This is a genomic window from Roseibium album (assembly GCF_001404515.1).
Classification (GTDB): Bacteria; Pseudomonadota; Alphaproteobacteria; order Rhizobiales; family Stappiaceae; genus Roseibium; species Roseibium album.
The window spans coordinates 184,141-202,093 of sequence record NZ_CXWE01000008.1 but is presented as its reverse complement, the minus strand read 5'-3'; the positions used below and the strand labels follow the sequence as shown (position 1 = coordinate 202,093).

The window sequence follows — 17,953 nt, the reverse complement described above, 5'->3', positions numbered from 1 at the left end:
TTGGGTTAATAGGCCATTAACCAGTAACGCCGGGAAACGGATCAGGGTTGGACTTCAGCCGAAAAGGTGGTTTTTGAGGAAGCCTCCGCCAAGCGATAGACCCCTGTCGTCGATCGTATGACCGAGGCCTTCCAGCTCGTGGTAGTCGACCTGCAGCCCGGCGGTGGCCAGCGCATCACGCGCAGCTCTGCCGTGATAGCTTGCCACGACGTCGTCTTCAGCACCGTTGACGATCAAAACGGGAGTGTTCGTGTTGATCCGATTGAGCCTGTCTACCCTGGGAAGCAGACCCGAATAGGCAATGAGCGCGGCGGGCGGCGTTGTCCGCCGCAGGCCGCATTGCAGCGTCATCATCGCCCCCTGACTGAAGCCGACGAGCGAGAGCGATTGCCCATCGAGTGAAAGCTTGTCCAGTTCCCGGTCTAAAAACCGGTCGAGGATGGGCTGGGCGGTTTCGGCGCCGATCCGGTATTCCGTCGGCGTGCGCTCGTTCAGGGCAAACCACTGGCGCCCGCCGAAGCCTTCAAACGGCAAGGGCTCTGGTGCATGCGGTGAAACGAAGGTCGTTTCCGGAAAAAGAGGTTGCCAGAAACGAGCCAGGTCGATCAGGTCGTTGCCGTCAGCCCCGTAGCCGTGCAGAAGAACGATGAGGTGCCTGGCAGCCCCGCCGGAGGCCGGTGGCAGGCGTGGTCCATCGAGAAATGAGACCTCGGACATTGGGAACTACTCCGCTGGGTTTTCCCGTTCCGAGGCGGTGGCGTCGGACAGATGTTTTTGCTTCAGTTTCATGAAGGGCAGCGCGATCAGCATTGACGCGAGGATCAGGAGCCACGCAAGCGCGAACGGCGCACCGGGAAATGAGATAACTGCATCTGGGCCGGAGAAATGGGCAAAGGTCTGTGTCATGACGAACGGGCTGACCACCATGGAAAGACCCGCGGCGCTTGAGATCAAGCCTTGAAGTTCGCCTTGTGCATTATCAGGAATTCGGTTTGACATCAGTCCTGTGAAGGCGGGGGTTGCCAGCGCACCGAATGCGGCGAACGTGACCATTGCATAGGCCATCCAGCCCGTATCGGCGACAGCCAGGCCTGCGAAGGCGACAAGGTTGGCGCAAAGCCCGATCAAGAGGGTTCGTCCTGGTCCGAATTTCGGCTCCAGCACCCGGATAAGGTACCCCTGCACAAACGCAAAACCGACACCGACAAAGGCAAGTGACAGACCGATGTCGCCGGGCGTCCATGCGAAGACCTCCTCGGCGTAGTAGCTCCAGACCGCCGGATAGACATAATGGGCAATGTCGAACAGGAAAACGGCCAGCAGAAGTGTCCGGACGGCAGGGTACTTGGCGATCTGTTTCAGGGCACCAAGAGGATTGGCGCGCTTCCAGTCGAAGGAGCGCTTGTTGTCTTCCTTCAAGGTCTCCGGCAGCATGAAGTAGCCGAACAGGAAATTGATGAAGGAAAGCAACGCTGCGGCATAAAATGGCGCTCGCGGTCCATATTCGCCCAGGAAGCCGCCAATCATCGGGCCGAGCACGAAGCCGACGCCGAAGCCGGCGCCGACCAGCCCGAAATTCTTGGCCCGGTCCTCCTTTGAGGAAACATCTGCAATATAGGCGGAAGCGGCCGAGAAGGTCGCACCTGCAACGCCGGACAGCGTCCTGCCTATGAAAAGGATCACCAGATGCCAGGAAAGGGCCATGATCAGGTAGTCGACAGCCATCGCGAACATGGACACGAGCAGCACGGGCCGACGCCCGAACCGGTCCGAAAGATTGCCGAGCGTAGGTCCGCACAGGAACTGCATCAACGCGTAGATCACACTGAGGGCTCCGCCCCATCGAGCTGCCTCGCTCACCGGGAGCGACGTCAACTCGGTCAGCAGCGAAGGCATGACCGGCATCATCAGGCCAATACCCATGGAGTTGATGATCAACGTGATCAGAATGAACGTGAGAGCGCTTCTCTTTGACATACCGGCCGGCAAGATGACTTCCTTGGTGAGGCGATAATAGTTCGCCGGGTGCCGATTTGCGACCCGCCTTCCGCGAATGGTCCGGTCACGGCCGCAAGTGCGACCGTGACAATCTGGTTCAGTTCGCCTCTGGTTTCTGGATCTGGAAAATCAGCCCCTGAACCTCCTGGCCAAGTTCCTTGCGCAGGACTTCCTGGCGGTCCGTCTTGTAAATCAGCGAAGCTTCTTCGGTGGATTTGCGAATGTAATCAGGTGTATGTGCGTAGCGCCCGGAGGCGTCGACACGAAATTCGGGTCCGGAATCGTCGACAAGATGTTCAACACTGGCAACCAGGATACCGCCGGGTTTCAGCGCACCTGCCAGTGCCTTCATGAACGGGCGCAGATTGCCGATATAGCAAAGCGTATCGACGCAAACAGCCAGATCGAAACGGGTTGGCAGGTCGGAACTCAGGAAGGAAACCAGTTCTCCCTCGACCAGAAAGTCATAGACGTTCAGTTGCGCTGCCTTTTCCATCATGCCGCGGGACAGGTCGACACCGGTCAGCTTGCCGCAGTGGTCGCTGATCAGCGGACCGCACAGACCGGTTCCGCAGCCGAGATCGACGACGTCCGGAAAGGGTTCCGTTTTTTGACCGGCGAGCGCAACAACGTCCTCGGCCACGAGTTCCGGCGCGCGATACCCGAGACCTTCAAGAACTTCATCGAACGAGTCGGAAAACTTGTCGAAATGGGTTTTGACATAGTCCTCCGGAGCGTGTTGCAGGTCATCTCCGCGCACCGCTGAAAGATGATAGTGCGCGGCTTTGTTCTCCGGATCGGCAGCGACAATATTCTCGAGGTGGATTTTGGAAAGATCGGGGCGTCCAAGTGCACTCAGAACGCGCGCGCGCCAGAGAGCCTGCGGCGCTTTCGGGTCATCGAACCTGAGCGACTTCTCGAAGGCGTCTGAAGCTTCCTCCTTCGAACCCGTGAACATCAGCGCGAGGCCGTAGGTATGCCAGGCGTTGGGATTATCAGGGTCGAGGCGAACGATCTCCGACATGATCGTCAGGATTTCGTCATAGTCGCCCGACGCCCGCAGAAGGACATTGATGTTTTTCCACGCTTCTTCGTGCCTGGAATCGAGTTCGACGGCGCGAACATAGGCTGCAAATGCTGCCTTTGGCTCGCCGACGATCTTGAGAATGTTACCGAGATTATTGAGGGCCGACGTGTTGCGTTCATCATTTTCAAGCGATTTCTGGATCAGATCGATCGCGCTGTCGGCTCGTCCCGCATCAAAATGCAGCAAGCCGAGAAAATGTAGTCCGTCCGCGTGTTCCGGATCCTTGTTCAATATTTCCAAATAAATGTCTTGTGCAGTTTCCAGATCACCTTTGCGATGTGCTGCGATGCCTTCCTGCAACCTTTCATCAGTCTGCATGTTTCCCCCAATAAAAAAGGGCGGTCGAACCGCCCTTGCATTCGGAAAGTTCTGTAAAGCGACTTTACAGGACTTTCAGGTCTTCAGCCACCATCTGCCCACGGCGCCACTCCAGATCGAAAACCACAAGCTGGCCTTCCGTCAAGGTGTCGATGCCGGACCGGTGCAGGGCCGAGATGTCAACGAGGATGTCCTCGCCGTCTTCGGGTTCGATTGTGCCGACACCGCGGCCCTTATCAAACCATTTCACGTTTCCATGTTGCATGGAGCTTACTTTCCAATTTTACTCATCGAGACATACAGTTTGAGTTCCTACCTTCATTTTTCGACGTCTTGATGACAGTGTTTCTGATAGCGCTAAAGTACTTTTCAAATTACCTTTTGAAATAAACACGCACGTGCGCAGCTACTGTGTGCCGCCGCAAACTTTTGCGCAGTTCAATTTCAGAAGGAATCAGCTTTCCCGGCTAATAAGTGCGGGAAGTCTTAGCTTCTCTTAGTATGGTAAGGAATTTGTTAATTTCAAGGTAGGACCTGATACGTGTGAGTCAGGCCGCGCTCGCGGTGTTTGTTCAATCTGGCAGAACGAGGGTGTTGAGACTGCCGTAGAGCCTATTTGCCGTCCAGAAATAATGAGACACGACTTAGGTGCGAAGAGTAAGAACGAAATGAGTGGATGGATTGCAAGTCAGTGCAATGCAGAGTGGCGGCCACTTCCGCTCTGATCGACAGGAAACTGAAACGGATTGTGCATGGATCCAACAGATTTTTTGACCGAAGAACTTGCTGGCCTGGATTGGAAGCAGCCAAAAGAAGTGCAAGCCTCAGCTAAAGAGTCCATTAGGCGGAAAATCGGTGACGATCTTTCTCCGCTAATGATCCAGAACCTTCGGAAAACCCAATGGGAAAATGCAGCCGAAATACTCGAAGGTCTTGAGCCTTCAAAAGTTGTGCAGTTTGTTCCCGACCTCTTGGAGTGGCTGAAAGACATGAATTGGCCCGGCGCTGACCGAGTCAAAAAGATCTGTCTGAACTTTGAGAAACACGAACTGCTCCCAGACATTGATGCCAAGATTTCAAAGGCACGCGAAGACACTGATGAGGATTGGGTGGAAGCTCTTCTCTCGTTGCAAAGAGAAGTGAAGGACAGAGCCAATTAGACAGACGATTTGGCGAAGACGCGGACTTCGAAGAAAGAGACAAGTCCAGGACCGCAAATCGATGCACGGCGGTCGCCGGACCGGTCCGCCGTGGCAATACGCAGTTACCTGTCCAACTGCCCGAGGATCACGTATTTCAGGATCTCAGCAACCTGTTCCGACGTTTCGGCAACGGCAAGCGCAGCACCGTCGACTTCCTTGAGCGGATGGGTCAGCGACGGATCGTGAACGACGATCAGCGATTTTCCAAGCGCAGACGCGTAGCCTGCGTCGAAGGCCGCGTTCCATTGCTTGTACTGATCCCCGAACCGGACGACGACGATGTCCGCCTTTTCGATCAGCGTACGGGTCCGGATCGCATTGACCTTGGCACCCTTGTGGTCATACCAGAATTTCTTGTCCTCGCCGCCGAGAATGACAGCGCCGCAATCATCGCTCGCCGAATGGTCTGTCACCGGTGCGGAAAATTCCACCGGCAGGTCAAGTGCTTTCACACCGTCGACAATTCTTTCACGCCAGTCGGTATGAATCTCACCGGAAAGATAAACGCGCCACATGCTCATGCTATCGACCTCTTGATCATTGGTTCTTTGGGACACTTGAATTGATACTGACGCTGAGGTGTTCCGGAGGCTGCGTCAAGGTTGAGCTCTTTTTCGGATTCCGAAAAACTGGATGTGGACCCTGGCAGCCGAATCCAGCGACTTTTAGATTACTTCGTATTCAAATGCCACACGCCATCCCAGTCGGCCGGTGCGCCCTGCGCCGAGATCAGTTCAAGCCGGTTTAGAAATACCGTAGCGATCTGATCGTTTGGAAAAGTTCCGAGAATTTCTTCAAAAGCCTGCTGCGCCTCCGACCAGCGTGCCTGGGAGAAGGCACGAAGTGCTTCTTCTGAAGCGGTTTGCAATTTCGACAGATCCTCGGTCATTTCGTCTGATCGCGCCAGCGGGGTGTAGACACTGGTCGGCTCCGTCTTGCCCTTCACCTGGATCTTGTCGACTGCGCGGAATTCGATTGCCGAGACCGTGTCCCGGGTTCTCTGGCAAACGAGGATCTGGGTGCCATAGATCTTGTTGGCGCTTTCCAGCCGCGCGCCAAGGTTCACCGTGTCGCCCATGATCGTATAGTTCTTGGTCTTTTCCGACCCGATGGAGCCGATCACGGCATCGCCGGTCGCAAGTCCGATCCGTTGCCTCAGGACCGGCAGGTTCTTTTGAAGACCGGTCAGTTCCGGCAGTTCCTTCTGGAACTGCAACATCAGTTGGACATTGCTGAGGGCGCTCTCAACCGCGAGTGTTGCCTGATCCCCGTCATTGCTGAACGGTTGGGCCCAGTAAGCCATGATCGCGTCACCGATATATTTGTCGATCACGCCCTGGCGGTCGGTGATCTCGGTCGACATCAGATCGAGATACCTGTTGAGGACCCGAACGAGACCACCGGGCGTGAACTGCTCGGATATCGTTGTGAAGTCGGCCAGATCGGAGAAATATGCGGTGACCACCTTTTTCTCGCCCGCCGACGCGTCGGATTGATCCGAGATCAGACCTGTAACCACACGCGGATCAAGATACTGGCCGAACGTGTCCTTGATCTTCTGCGTCGATCTCAGTCCGTCGACCATTGTGTTGAAGCTTTGGGTCAGGGCGCCGATCTCATCGCGCGACAGCGGTTGGAGCCGGACGTCAAAGTCGCCATCCTCGACACGCTTTGCCCCGGACGAAAGGGCCCGCATAGGTTTGAGGATGCCGGATATGACGAGGGTTGAAAGCAACAAGGCCAACGCACCGGCGGAGGCCGTTGCCGCTATGCTGGCATAAAGGGCCTGTTGCTCGTGAAGAGCAGCGGTAGCAATAGACTGGTCGGTAAAGGCGCTGACATGCTGGCGAAGCGAGTCGAGCCGTTCTGTCAGTTTTTGTTCTTCACTCTCCAACTGCTCCTCAAGGTTTTCCCGTGTCGCTGGTGGCAGGTCCGCTGACTTCACCAGATTGAGTGCATGGCTGTGGAAGCTGCTGTGTTGTGTTTCTATCGCGATCAGCGTCGGATAGAGGGCTGCCAGTTCCAGCTTGTCCGTCAGGGACGAGGCCGTGTCCTGAGCGGAACGGACGCGTCTTTCTGCCGATCTCAGAAGAGACTCAACGGTGTTTGCATGGGTCTCGAACAGGTCGAGACCCGCCTTGAGCCTTGCTTCCAGGTGGTTGATCCTCGCTTCAATGTCCGGATGTTCACTGATCGCGGCATCGATTTCCGTATCGGTTGCTCCGGAATTGAGTGCTTCAAGGCGGTCCGCGCGCAGTTCCGCTTCCAGTTTCTCAACCCGCTCCAGCTCAAGCTCTTCCTTTAACGCAATCACTTCGATTTGCGCGACTTCATGCCGGAGCGGCGAAAAGACCTGCGAGATCAGCTGAAGTTCCTTGTTGATCTCGAAGATCTTGTAGATCGAATAGGTGGCAGCGGTCGCCATGACCAGAAACACGATCAGCGAGATTCCGAATATCTTCCATGCAATGCGCATTGTTTGGTTGGCCTAACGATCCGGGCAGATGATGGACTAAACCTGTTTCGGTTGTAGCAGGTCTTCGAGTGCCACACGATAGTTGGGATACTTGAAGGAGTATCCCAGTTCTTCCTTCACTCGCTTGTTTGAGACCCGCTTGTTTTCTCCATAGAAAGATCGGGCCATCGGCGTCAGGTCAGCGGTCTCGAACGGAATTTCCGGCGGTGGTTCGACACCAAGCAACTCGGCGGCAAAGGCAACAACGTCCTGCGGGGGAGCAGGCTCGTCGTCGGTTATGTTGAAGACCCGGGTCACAGGCCGTTTCATAGCAAGGCTCATGGCGCTCGCGATGTCTGCGACATGGATCCGGTTGAAGACCTGGCCCGGTTTGACGAGCCGCCGGGCTTTGCCCTTTTTGAAGTTCTCGAACGTGTTGCGTCCGGGGCCATAGATTCCGGACAGTCTGAAAATTTGAACCGGCAGATCATGTTCCGCTGCAAACTTCAACCAGGCTTCTTCGGCTGCGACGCGTTGTACGGAGCGCCTGGAGACCGGTTTGCAGACCGTGGTTTCGTCAACCCATGCACCATCGTGATTGCCGTAGACACCTACCGTTGACAGATAACCGGCCCAGTCTGGTTTCCCGGAGGCGATATCCTCTCCGTGATGATTGAGCACCGGATCACCGGTTTCGTTCGGTGCAATTGAAATCAGCACATGTGTTGCCCGCTGCAGCGCCTCGGCAATGCCGTCACCCTTTGCTTCGCCATTGAAAAGAAAGGGCGCGACTCCCAGTTTCCTGAGTGCGTCTGCTTTTTCCGTTGAGCGGGTCGTTCCGCCAATCCATTCGAAACTGTCGCGCACTTCCTCGACAAACGCTGTTGACGAATAGCCGACACCAAAGACAAACAATCGCATCTAGTCAGAGCTCCAGGTGGTTTCGGCGGATTTCGTAGAGTGCAACACCGGTGGCAACTGCCAGATTGAGACTGTCGGCCTGACCCGTTTGCGGAATTCGGATCAGGGTGGAACAGGCGGCGGCCATGTCGTCTTCAAGCCCCTTCTGTTCGTTGCCCATGACCAGAAGGACCGGTTCGGAGTAATCGGGCGTCCTGTAGTCGACGGCGCCTTTCAAGTGGGTGGCGGCAACCGTTCCGGGCCACTTTGCGGCAAATGTCTTGAATTCTTCCTTTGTCATCTTGGCGAGCGGCACATGAAACAGGGAGCCCATGGTCGCCCGAACGGCCTCGACCGCGAACGGGTCCGTACAATCGCCGACAAGGACGACACCGCTTCCTCCGACCGCGTCGACTGTCCGGATGATCGTTCCGAGATTTCCCGGATCGCGCACTCTGTCGAGGGCAACCCAGAGGACGCCGCTCGTTGGGTCGATATCTTGTGCAGAAAGGATCTTTTGTTCATAGACCCCGACGACCGTCTGGGGATTGTCCTTGCGGGTCATTGCCGACATCACAGCTGTCGAGACTTCAAGGATCAACGCACCGCGTGCCTTGGCGTTCGCAGCGGCCTTCTGGGCAGCTGGATTGTTCCTGGCTTCCGGGCCGATCGCCAGATACCGCACATTCCAGCCGGCCTCCAGCGCATCGGTTGCCAGCTTCAGACCCTCGGCAACGAACAGGCCCGACTGATTACGGTGCTTGCGTTGCGCTACGAGGCCCTTGATTTCCTTGACTATGGGGTTCGAATGGCTGGTGATCTGTTTCACCGCGCCCTGGTGCTTTTCGATCATCGGCTGCTCCACCTGGAAAAGAGCGATGTCGACAGCGCGCGTTCGCCGTTTTCTTCACGGATGACGAGTTCCCCCGACTCCAGCAGGCCGCCTTGTTGCGACAGTGTTTCCGCCATGAGTTCGTGTATGGCCACGAAGCTGGAACGGATCGCGTAAGCTGTAAGGATCATGAACAGGGAGTCCTCGGTCAGCAACTGCCTGAGATCCCGCAGCATTCCTGGAAGACTGGTGTAAAGATCCCAGACCTCGCCCTTGGGGCCGCGTCCGTATTTCGGCGGATCGAGAATGATGCCGTCATAGGTGTTGCCGCGCCGAACTTCCCGCGCAACGAACTTGGATGCGTCCTCGCAGATCCAGCGGATCGGCAGATTGTCGAGGCCGGACAGTGCCTGGTTTTCACGTGCATAACCGATTGCCTTCTTGGAGGCATCAACGTGTGTTACCTGGGCACCTTCCGCAGCAGGCAGCAGAGAAGCAAGGCCGGTATAGCCAAAGAGATTGAGGATCTTGAGGGGTCTGTCGGGAACGCGCTCAAGTTCACTGCGAACCTTGCCGTTCACCCAGTCCCAGTGCGCGGCCTGCTCCGGAAAGACACCGACATGGCGGAACGACATGAAACGGCCGTTGTAACGAGCCGGGCCGTAAGACATCGGCCAGGTTTCAGGCACATTGCCCGAGAACTTCCAGCGACCGGGCCCTTCTTCCTCCGTATCTCCGGAAAAGACGGCATCCGCCCGGTTCCAGAAACTTTCCTTGAGCTTGCGGGCACCCATGGCCTGGGGTTCCGGCCGCACGATCGTAAATCGACCGTAGCGTTCCAGCTTTTCGCCTGCGCCCATGTCCAGCAGCCGGTAGTCTTTCCATCCCTTTGTTTCCAGAATGACGGGCCAGATCTGGTCGGGCGGTTTTCCGAATGGGGAAAAGGAAGGGGCGTTGGTCTTGTCCGCCACGATGATCTCTCGTTGGTTCGATTGTTCGAGTGTCTTCTCGCCTTAGTCGTCCTGCGCGGCAAGGTCAATGTTCAGCCCGAAGTGGTGAACGAAAAAGGGCGGAGTGCCTGGCACTCCGCCCTGTTGAACCGATGCGGTTCCCGGTCAGGCCGCGGCAACTTCCGATAGGAATTGCTCGACCTCCTGCTTCAACTGGTCGGTTTTTTCCGTCAGTTCGCCGGATGCCGACAGGACCATGTCCGCGGACGAGGAGGTCTGATCGACAGCCTGGGAGAGCTGTGTCATGGATGATGTGACCGCGCCGGTGCCTTCCGCGGCACGTTGCACGTTCTGTGAAATTTCCGCCGTCGCGGCTCCCTGTTGCTCGACGGCGGATGCAATCGCCGTTGTGTAGCTGTTGACTTCGTTCATCGTTTCGGTGATTTCGCCGATGGCAACAACCGATTCCTTGGTCGCGTTCTGGATTTCGGTGATCTGCGAGCTGATTTCCTCTGTGGCCTTCGAGGTCTGTGTCGCCAGTTCCTTGACCTCGGCAGCGACGACCGCAAAGCCCTTGCCCGCTTCACCTGCACGTGCGGCCTCGATGGTCGCGTTGAGGGCAAGAAGGTTGGTCTGCTCGGCAATTGCCTGAATCAGCGTGACGACCTCGCCGATCTTCGTTGCCGCTTCTGCAAGTCCTTCAACCTTTTCGTTCGTCACCTGTGTGCCCGTCGTTGCCCGGTCCACGATCTCGGTGGTCTGAGCGACCTGGCGGGAGATTTCACCGATGGAAGCGGCGAGTTCCTCCGCCGCGCTTGCGACCGTCTGCACGTTGTTCGTCGTTTCGTTCGACGAGGCCTGGGTCTCGGTGGCATAACCGGCACTGTCGCGCGCGATCTCCGTCAGGGCCTGTGCAGTCGTGTCGAGGCTGCCTGCGGTGGTCGCAACGGATCCGAGGGCGTCTTCGGCAGTTGCGCGGAAACTGTTGATCAGATCGTCGACCCGCTGCTGACGTTCGTGCCGCGAGGCTTCTTCCTGTGCGTTCTGTACCTGCAGCTCCGCGCGTTCAATGGCGTTGTCACGGAAGACCTGAACGGTGCGGCTCATGTTGCCGATTTCGTCGCCACGGTCGATACCCGGGATATCAACTTCGTTGTCGCCGTTCGCAAGACGATCCATGACATTCGTGATCGTCTGGATCGGTCGCGTAATCGCCATGTTCAGAACGAAGGCCAGGCCGACACCACCGAGAATGGCAAGCAGGATCGTCATGATGATCTGCATCTCGGCAGCTCCGGCTGCGGAATTGGCGGCCTGGGACTGAGCGTTGGAGATTGCCGCGATATCAGCGCTCATCTTTCTGGTCAGATTGTCCAGCTGCTGGCGTTTCACAATCAACTCGGACTTGGCGGACAGCATTTCCTTGAAGGACCGGTCGAGTGTTGCAATCGACGTCGCGATCCCCTCGATCGCTTCTGCCGCAGCAGGCAGAACATTGGCATACTTGACCAGACTTTCCTCAAGCTTAGCGAGCGAGGCGATCTGGTGTTCGACCTCTGTTGTGTCATCCGCGCCAAACGCGCCGAAGAGGTACAAGAGTTCAGCGCGAGCTGTCTGGGCATTCTGGTTGAGTGATTTCGCCTTGTCGGAAATAGAGCGGATCGTTGCCAGTCTCGTGGAGGCTGACAGAGCATCGGTTTTCGCCTTGTCGACCACAGGGGCGACCTGCTTCAATACTTCCACCGTTTGGGCATTCATGCCCTCGATGCCTTCGCCAACCGCGAGTCGGGCTTCGTAAGCTTCTGAAAAGCCGAGGTCCTTGGTGAGATTTTCGAGTGCACCAAGTAGATTTTTCGTTTGACCAGCAAGCTGGGCCAGTGCCTTCGGGTCCATGCCCTCGACCTGCTTGTAGCGCATCTGCTTGGCAGAGGAGACCAGGCCGCGTGCAATATGAATCGAGTTTTCCAGGGCTTCACCCTGAAGATTGCCGCTGCCTTCCAGATACATGAGCTGGACCTGGATTACTCCGTCCTTGAGTTCGAAGATACCGCGTTGAATTTGAGAAGCGTCATCCAGGCGACTGTCGGCGGAGAAAGCTTCCGCGCTGACGCGTTTTTCCTCGGTCGCGACCGCGTCACTGATGTTGAAAGCCAGTTTTCCGAGATCGGACGTGCTGTCTTGCAGCGTCGCAAGACGCAAGGCCTGCTGGTTTGTCTGGTCGACAACCTGATCGAATGTCGTCCCGAATTCGGCGACAGCTTCCTTGGCTCCGCTGACCTGGTCTTCCGCTTCCGGGTTTCCGGCAACTTCGTGTTCGAGTCTTTGAAGTGCGGTATCAATGCTGGCGATCTCCTGGTGGACCGCGTCGCTCAGTTCCGGTGCCGGATTGTTCAGATAGTCTTCTCTTTTAAGGGAAGTCGACTGAACCCGGCCGGCGACCTGGGCCGCATGGTCGGCAACGACAAAGCTCGATGAAAGGTTCTGGATGGCCACAAACCCGACGGCTCCGACCATCGCGGTCAGCAGCAGCACTGCAAAAAAACCACTACCGACCTTAAATCCGAATTTAAGGTCGACCAAAGTCTTCAATATACGTTTCATTCGATCCCCGCGCGGCTGTAGGAACAGCATTACCCGTTGTCAGTATTCGCAGGAGCAATGAATATTGGGTAAACTAAGGCTCGAGTTGGATATATTGCACAAAAATAGTGCAATCCAAGTATATTGGATACGATATTCAGGTTGCCGAAATAAATTTATCGAATTTATTTATTGGATAGCTGACGTAGAGTTCAAACATGTTGTCCACCGTTGATGTGGATCTCGGCGCCTGTAACATAAGAAGAGTTATTCGAGCATAGATAGAAGATCGTATCCGCGACTTCTTCAGGTAGCCCCAGGCGCCGCAGCGGTATGTCAGCAACGAGTTTTTCCGTTCCAGGTGAAAGGATCGACGTGTCGATCTCTCCCGGTGCGATCGCATTGACGCGTATGCCATGCGGTCCGAAGTCAGCTGCCATCTCGCGGGTGAGGGAGGCCAGGGCGGCTTTCGAGGTTGCATAGGCCGTCCCGGCAAAGGGATGCACATGCATGCCGGCAATCGACGTTACGTTCACAACGGAACCTTTCGCGGCTTTCATTTCCTCAAAAAGTCCCCTTCCCAGGAGAATAGGGCCGAAGAAGTTGACCTGAAAGACCGTTCGCCATTCATGCATTGCGGTATTCAGAGAATTGAGGCGCTGACCTTCCGGACCCTTGGGGCTGATACCGGCATTGTTGACCAGTGCATTCAGTCGCGATCCGTTCGCTTCCAGCCGCTTGCGGATCTCCTGGACTGCATATCCCAGGTTTTCGGGATCTGACAGGTCGACTTGAATGTGATCCTCTGGTCCCATGGGCCAGGGACACTTGTCTGAAAAAGCTTGCCGGGAACAGGTGATCACTCGCCAGTTCTCCGCTGAAAACCGTTTCACGGTCGCATGACCGATGCCACGGCTGGCACCAGTCAACACAAGTGTGGGGCGGGTGTCGGAGGTGTCCTTGCCGCTCATGTAAGATCCTTGCCAGATTACGAGGGATGCAGAAAAAGTTGACTCTTATAGTAGGGTTTCGTTATTGCGCATTAAACCCACAATGCCAATATGACCGGGCAAACGGATCCTGACCGAACCCTACAATGATCATATGCTCCTGTAATGTTCTTTCTGACGAGCAGCTCCGAAAAGCTGCAGAGGAAATGCGCGCCGATCCCAACGGGAAAGTGCCGACACCTGGAGCTGTCTTTCGCCATCTGGGTTGCCGGCCGCGATGTGGGGGTTGTTTTCCGTCGGTTATTGACACCATTCACGATAAGGGGTCAGAAGAGGCAAGGGAAACTGAACCGGCACCCGCGCCTTTGAAACGAACGGCGAGCCGGTGATCTGGAGAGGGTCTGATGAAGGGTGAACCGCAAGTAATCGATTATCTGAACAAGGCTTTGCGGCATGAGTTGACCGCGGTCAGCCAGTACTGGGTCCATGCGCGCCTTCTTGCGGACTGGGGTTTCGGCAAGCTCGCCGACAAGGAACTGGAAGAAGCAGACGAGGAGCGTCAGCACGCCCAGGATCTGATGGATCGGATTATCTTTCTGGAAGGGCTGCCCAACCTGCAGACACTCGATCCGCTGCGTATCGGTCAAAATGTCAAGGAATGCCTGGAAGGTGATCTTGCGGCAGAATATGTCGCCCGCGCTCTCTACCATGAAGCACGCGAAATCTGTCGCGACCTCGGGGACTATGTGTCCATGGCGTTGTTTGAAAAACTCCTCAGCGACGAAGAGAGTCATATCGATTATCTGGAGACCCAGCTCGACCTCATCGAGCGGATCGGCATCGACAACTATTCGCTCCTGCAGGCGAAATCGGCTGACCAGGCCGAATAGGGCCTCAACGTTTCGCGATCGAGATTTGCGGCTGCTGCACCTTGGAGCAGCCGTTGTTGTTTTTGTGGTTGTCCAGAAAATGAACCAATCCGCCGGCCGCAAGCGCATCCTCTTCATCGTGGGTGACCAGGAGCACCGGCAGGTCATTCTTCCTGGCCTGACAGAACACCAGCTCCCGCACTTCTGCCCGACGGGCCTGGTCGAGACTTGAGAACGGTTCGTCAAGCAGTAAAGCCATCGGTTGGGCCAACAGGGTTCTCATCAGCGCAACACGTGTCTGCTGCCCTCCGGAGAGTGTTGCCGGATCCCTGTCTCCAAATCCGTTCAGACCCACATCTTCGAGCGCCTGCCGCGCGATTTCCTTCCTGTGCTGACGTCCCCTGACTCTCGCGGGTATTGCGAACATGAGGTTTTGCATCACCGACATGTGGGGAAAGAGCAAAGGAGATTGAAACATTAGCCCGATGTGCCGTTCCTGGGCTGGCAGATCAGTCAGGTTCTTGCCATTGAGGAAAATTCGCCCTTCGGCATGAAGAGCCGGCTTTAAAAATCCTGCAATGAAATCCAGCAGGCTGGACTTGCCGCTGCCGCTTTCACCCATGATTGTCAGGATATTCCCAGGCGGAATGTGACAATCGATGTCAAGCAGCGGTGCGCCGTCAACATGGATGCTGACAGCTTCCAGGGTCAGACCCGCGCGGTCTAGTGCTTCAGGCATTCAGAACTACCTTTCCAACCGCATGGCGGCACGATTTCGGAACACCAGCGATGGCAGCAGCGCTGCAAGGACAAATCCTGACAGCGGTATGACCAGTTGCAAGAGGGCATATAGAGCGGCAACCTGGCGATTGCCGCCGCTTGCCAGCGCGACACTCTCCGTCGTCACGGTAACGACACGTCCTGCACCGATCATCAGCGTCGGCAGGTATTGGCCGACGGAAACGGCTGCGGCAACCGCAAAAGTCACCAGCACCGGGCGCAGAAGCAACGGCAGCTGCACCTGCCAGAAAATACGAGCCCGCGAAGCGCCGATGGAGGCTGCTGCCTTTGCATACTGCGGGTCGAGCCGGTTCCAGGGATCGCTGAGCGCAAGAAACGCATAAGGGAAAACGAATATCAGGTGCGCAAGCAGGACCGCTTCCATCGTGCCGCTGAGGTCAGCGCCCAGAAACAGTGTCTGCAAACCGAAAAGGAAGCTGATCTGCGGCAGAAGCAGGGGCAGAAAGATGTAAGTGTTCAGCCAGCCGTGTCTTGGTTTCTTGCGAAAGCCGCGCCCCTCGAGCACCCAAAGGGTCAGGGCGGTCGCAATACCGGCGGCAGATATCGCAAGCAACAGGGTTGCCAGCAGGGCAGGGCCACCCGTGCCGAAAGAATCCATCATCCTTGCAAGGCTCCAGCGCTGCGGCAGAACATCTGGAAACCACCAGGATTTCGCCGTCGTCCAGACCACAAGCAGAACGATGGAGACAGTCATGAGTGCAACAACGATCGACATCGCCCAAAGACCCGCCTGCCGAGCTGCAGCGTCCTGCCGTCGCCGGTGGCCACTTTCAAAGCGCGACTTCAGCCAAAGCGTCACGCCACGCTCCAGAAGCAGGTAGACAATCAGCGAGACCCCGCTGACGAAGAGCTGGAGAAGCGCACCTGCGGATGCCATCAGCCTTTTGCTCAGGTCCGGATCGTTCATCCAGCCGATCAGTCGAGGCGCCAGCGGTGGTGGGGTCGTCGGTCCAAGGAGATGCGCCACGTCGACCACGGATGTCGCATAGGCGATGACTGCCAGCATGGGAAGGCGGATAAGCGGATAGATCTGTGGCAATATCACCTTGATGAACGTGCTCATCCGGCCATACCCGAGGCTCGCCCCGGACTTGTAGAAGTCGCGGATATGCGGCCTGTTCAAGGCTGCAAGTGTCATCAGGAAGAGGAAGGGAACTTCCTTTGCAACCAGCCCCAGTGTCATTGCGATACCGGCCTGGTCATTCAGGATCAGGAGATCGGGCGGGCGCGTCCAGCCGGTTGCCCAGGGCGATAAAAGACGTACGAGAAACCCGGAAGGGGCAATGAGAAAGGCGAGCCCGATTGCTGCCGCAGCATGCGGCACAGACAGCAAGGGTGACAGAAATCGGGTCAGCCGCACGAAGGTCCTGGTTCCCGACCAGCCGGCGGTAAACAACAGCACGATTGCCAATGAAAGGATCGACGCAACAAGACCCGTACCGAAACTCAACAAAATGGAAATCTGAATGCCCGGCATGTTGAACAGGGCACGAAAAGGTTCAATTGAAAACGTGCGATAGCCGAGAACCGGCAGATAGCCGAAAGCGGGCAGGATCGTACCGGCGAGACCGGCAAGAACCGGTCCTGCAAGCAGGATCGTAACGAGAACGGTTGCAATGTCCGGTCTGCCGGTTGATTTGGGCAAGGGCCCTCACTCGCTCCCTGAACCGTATCGCTCCGTCCAGGCCTCTTCCAACGCGCTCACCCAGCTCGGGTGCGGTTCCGGCAGAACCGGGCCAAGGTCTTCCGGCGCCAGGATCGCGGGGCCAAGATCCTGGGATGTGAAAAGCGACCGTTCATTCGCCGGCAGTGCGTCGACATTCAGAACAGTCGGATCACCCCAGATTTCAGGCTCCTGTTTCCGTGTCTGGGCCATGGGGCTCAACAGAAAGTTCGCGTAGACCTTCGCCCCCGCCTGGTTGGAGCTGTTGAAGGGAATGGCGACGAAATGAGTGTTGCCGATTGTGCCGCCGTCGAAAACGAAGGTGCGCACGCTATCCGGCAGTTCGCCGTTCGCGATTGCGCCTGATGCATCCCCGGGATTGAATGAAAACGCTATGTCCAGTTCGCCGTCTGCCAGAAGCTGGCGCATGTCGGCGGCATTCTTGGGAAAAGCCCTGCCCTTGCGCCACAAATGCGGATGAAGCTCATCCAGATAGGCGAACAGGGGTGCAACGATTTCGTCGAAACCTGCATCGTCGACCGGTTCGGACAGTACGGTCTTGTCGGGGACCGTATTGACGAGGGCCTGTTTCAGGAAGGTCGTGCCGTAGAAATTGGGCGGCTGGGGATAGGAAAACCGGCCCGGATTGTCCCTGGCAAAATCCATCAACTCCCGAAGGGTCGACGGCGGTGTGTCCAGCCGCGCGCTGTCATACATGAAAACGAGCTTCGCCATTCCCCAGGGGCTTTCCTGCCCGTCGGTCGGCACGGTGAAGTCAACGACCACCGTCGGCTTGTTTTCGACGTCCACATATTGCCAGTTGGGGAGCGTTTGCGCCCAGCCGGGCGCCGCAAGCAGACCATTCGTTTTCATGGAGGCGAAGTTCTCGCCGTTGATCCAGATGAGGTCGACGGCACCGCCGGTTGCCTTTCCGACCGACTTTTCCGCCAGAACCTGCGACACGACGCTCGCCGTGTCACTGATTTTCACATGAACCACGCGAACGCCATAATCGCGCTCCACTTCACGGGCAGCCCACTGGATATAGGCATTGATGCGCGGTTCACCGCCCCATGCGTGGAAATAGACGGTCTCGCCCTTTGCATCATCGAGAATCGTCTGCCAGTCCTGCCCCTGAGCGTTCACTGAAAAAGTGGCCAATAACATAGCGAAAATGCCTGTTCCGGCAGCAAGCAGTCGGTTCATCCTGGTCCTCGATTCAAGACATGATCTGTGACCGTCCCATCGCGCAGGCTGTGTGACACGGTCAAGACAACGCTTCGTGAATGAAATATGCACACCCTGTTCATCAGGTCGGGGCGGTCGCCCGCCAACAGGCGCAGGTCTG

The 17,953-nt window shown here is 56.7% G+C and carries 17 protein-coding genes; 3 read left to right on the top strand and 14 right to left on the bottom strand.

What is annotated here, in order from left to right; translation table 11 throughout:
- Window positions 1–54 precede the first annotated feature (54 nt).
- The 4 genes from LA5095_RS25345 to LA5095_RS25330 all read right to left on the bottom strand — a co-directional run bounded on the left by LA5095_RS25345 (window position 55) and on the right by LA5095_RS25330 (window position 3,668).
- Window positions 55–717: an alpha/beta hydrolase gene (locus tag LA5095_RS25345; protein ID WP_055120118.1), complete on the bottom strand. Its 663-nt coding sequence runs from the start codon at window positions 715–717 to the stop codon at window positions 55–57.
- A gap of 6 nt (window positions 718–723) precedes the next feature.
- Window positions 724–1,977, bottom strand: a complete 1,254-nt coding sequence (locus LA5095_RS25340) for a TCR/Tet family MFS transporter (protein WP_055120116.1) — start codon at window positions 1,975–1,977, stop codon at window positions 724–726.
- Window positions 1,978–2,095: 118 nt separating this feature from the next.
- The gene (locus LA5095_RS25335) at window positions 2,096–3,403 is read right to left on the bottom strand and encodes a tetratricopeptide repeat protein (RefSeq protein ID WP_055120114.1); all 1,308 of its coding nucleotides are present in this window, start codon (window positions 3,401–3,403) and stop codon (window positions 2,096–2,098) included.
- Between the two features lie 64 nt (window positions 3,404–3,467).
- Window positions 3,468–3,668: a cold-shock protein gene (locus LA5095_RS25330; protein WP_029062142.1), complete on the bottom strand. Its 201-nt coding sequence runs from the start codon at window positions 3,666–3,668 to the stop codon at window positions 3,468–3,470.
- 487 nt (window positions 3,669–4,155) lie between these two features.
- On the opposite strand from LA5095_RS25330, the gene LA5095_RS25325 reads away from it, so the two are divergent.
- Window positions 4,156–4,563 (top strand): DUF5071 domain-containing protein, encoded by a 408-nt coding sequence (locus LA5095_RS25325; protein ID WP_055120112.1) that lies wholly within the window; start codon window positions 4,156–4,158, stop codon window positions 4,561–4,563.
- A gap of 104 nt (window positions 4,564–4,667) precedes the next feature.
- Here LA5095_RS25325 and LA5095_RS25320 read toward each other — a convergent pair whose 3' ends face one another.
- From LA5095_RS25320 to LA5095_RS25290, 7 genes are all read right to left on the bottom strand, one after another.
- Window positions 4,668–5,126, bottom strand: coding sequence for a YtoQ family protein (locus LA5095_RS25320; protein WP_055120424.1), 459 nt, complete (start codon window positions 5,124–5,126; stop codon window positions 4,668–4,670).
- Window positions 5,127–5,275: 149 nt separating this feature from the next.
- Entirely contained in the window at window positions 5,276–7,081 is a 1,806-nt protein-coding gene (locus LA5095_RS25315; RefSeq protein WP_055120110.1) for an adenylate/guanylate cyclase domain-containing protein, read from the bottom strand.
- A gap of 36 nt (window positions 7,082–7,117) precedes the next feature.
- Window positions 7,118–7,981, bottom strand: a complete 864-nt coding sequence (locus LA5095_RS25310; RefSeq protein ID WP_055120108.1) for an SDR family oxidoreductase — start codon at window positions 7,979–7,981, stop codon at window positions 7,118–7,120.
- A gap of 4 nt (window positions 7,982–7,985) precedes the next feature.
- Window positions 7,986–8,813: a TrmH family RNA methyltransferase gene (locus LA5095_RS25305; RefSeq protein ID WP_055120106.1), complete on the bottom strand. Its 828-nt coding sequence runs from the start codon at window positions 8,811–8,813 to the stop codon at window positions 7,986–7,988.
- Window positions 8,810–9,763 (bottom strand): class I SAM-dependent rRNA methyltransferase, encoded by a 954-nt coding sequence (locus tag LA5095_RS25300; protein ID WP_055120104.1) that lies wholly within the window; start codon window positions 9,761–9,763, stop codon window positions 8,810–8,812. Before LA5095_RS25300 ends, LA5095_RS25305 begins: the two co-directional genes overlap by 4 nt.
- Window positions 9,764–9,907: 144 nt before the next feature.
- On the bottom strand, window positions 9,908–12,343 hold the full coding sequence (locus LA5095_RS25295; RefSeq protein ID WP_144436160.1) for a methyl-accepting chemotaxis protein: 2,436 nt from the start codon (window positions 12,341–12,343) through the stop codon (window positions 9,908–9,910).
- Window positions 12,344–12,534: 191 nt separating this feature from the next.
- Complete coding sequence (locus LA5095_RS25290; protein ID WP_055120100.1) at window positions 12,535–13,293, bottom strand: SDR family NAD(P)-dependent oxidoreductase; 759 nt, start codon at window positions 13,291–13,293, stop codon at window positions 12,535–12,537.
- A 125-nt stretch (window positions 13,294–13,418) separates the two neighbouring features.
- On the opposite strand from LA5095_RS25290, the gene LA5095_RS32170 reads away from it, so the two are divergent.
- Together LA5095_RS32170 and bfr are read left to right on the top strand one after the other, a co-directional pair.
- Window positions 13,419–13,661: a (2Fe-2S)-binding protein gene (locus tag LA5095_RS32170; protein WP_082442963.1), complete on the top strand. Its 243-nt coding sequence runs from the start codon at window positions 13,419–13,421 to the stop codon at window positions 13,659–13,661.
- A 15-nt stretch (window positions 13,662–13,676) separates the two neighbouring features.
- Window positions 13,677–14,162, top strand: coding sequence for a bacterioferritin (gene bfr / locus LA5095_RS25285; RefSeq protein ID WP_029062134.1), 486 nt, complete (start codon window positions 13,677–13,679; stop codon window positions 14,160–14,162).
- Between the two features lie 4 nt (window positions 14,163–14,166).
- On the opposite strand, the gene LA5095_RS25280 is transcribed toward bfr, so the two are convergent.
- From LA5095_RS25280 to LA5095_RS25270, 3 genes are read right to left on the bottom strand one after another with little or no spacing between them, the layout of a single operon-like run.
- Complete coding sequence (locus LA5095_RS25280) at window positions 14,167–14,880, bottom strand: ATP-binding cassette domain-containing protein (protein ID WP_082442962.1); 714 nt, start codon at window positions 14,878–14,880, stop codon at window positions 14,167–14,169.
- A gap of 6 nt (window positions 14,881–14,886) precedes the next feature.
- Window positions 14,887–16,587: an ABC transporter permease gene (locus LA5095_RS25275; protein ID WP_082442961.1), complete on the bottom strand. Its 1,701-nt coding sequence runs from the start codon at window positions 16,585–16,587 to the stop codon at window positions 14,887–14,889.
- A gap of 6 nt (window positions 16,588–16,593) precedes the next feature.
- Window positions 16,594–17,811: an ABC transporter substrate-binding protein gene (locus LA5095_RS25270; protein WP_055120098.1), complete on the bottom strand. Its 1,218-nt coding sequence runs from the start codon at window positions 17,809–17,811 to the stop codon at window positions 16,594–16,596.
- Window positions 17,812–17,953 lie beyond the last annotated feature (142 nt).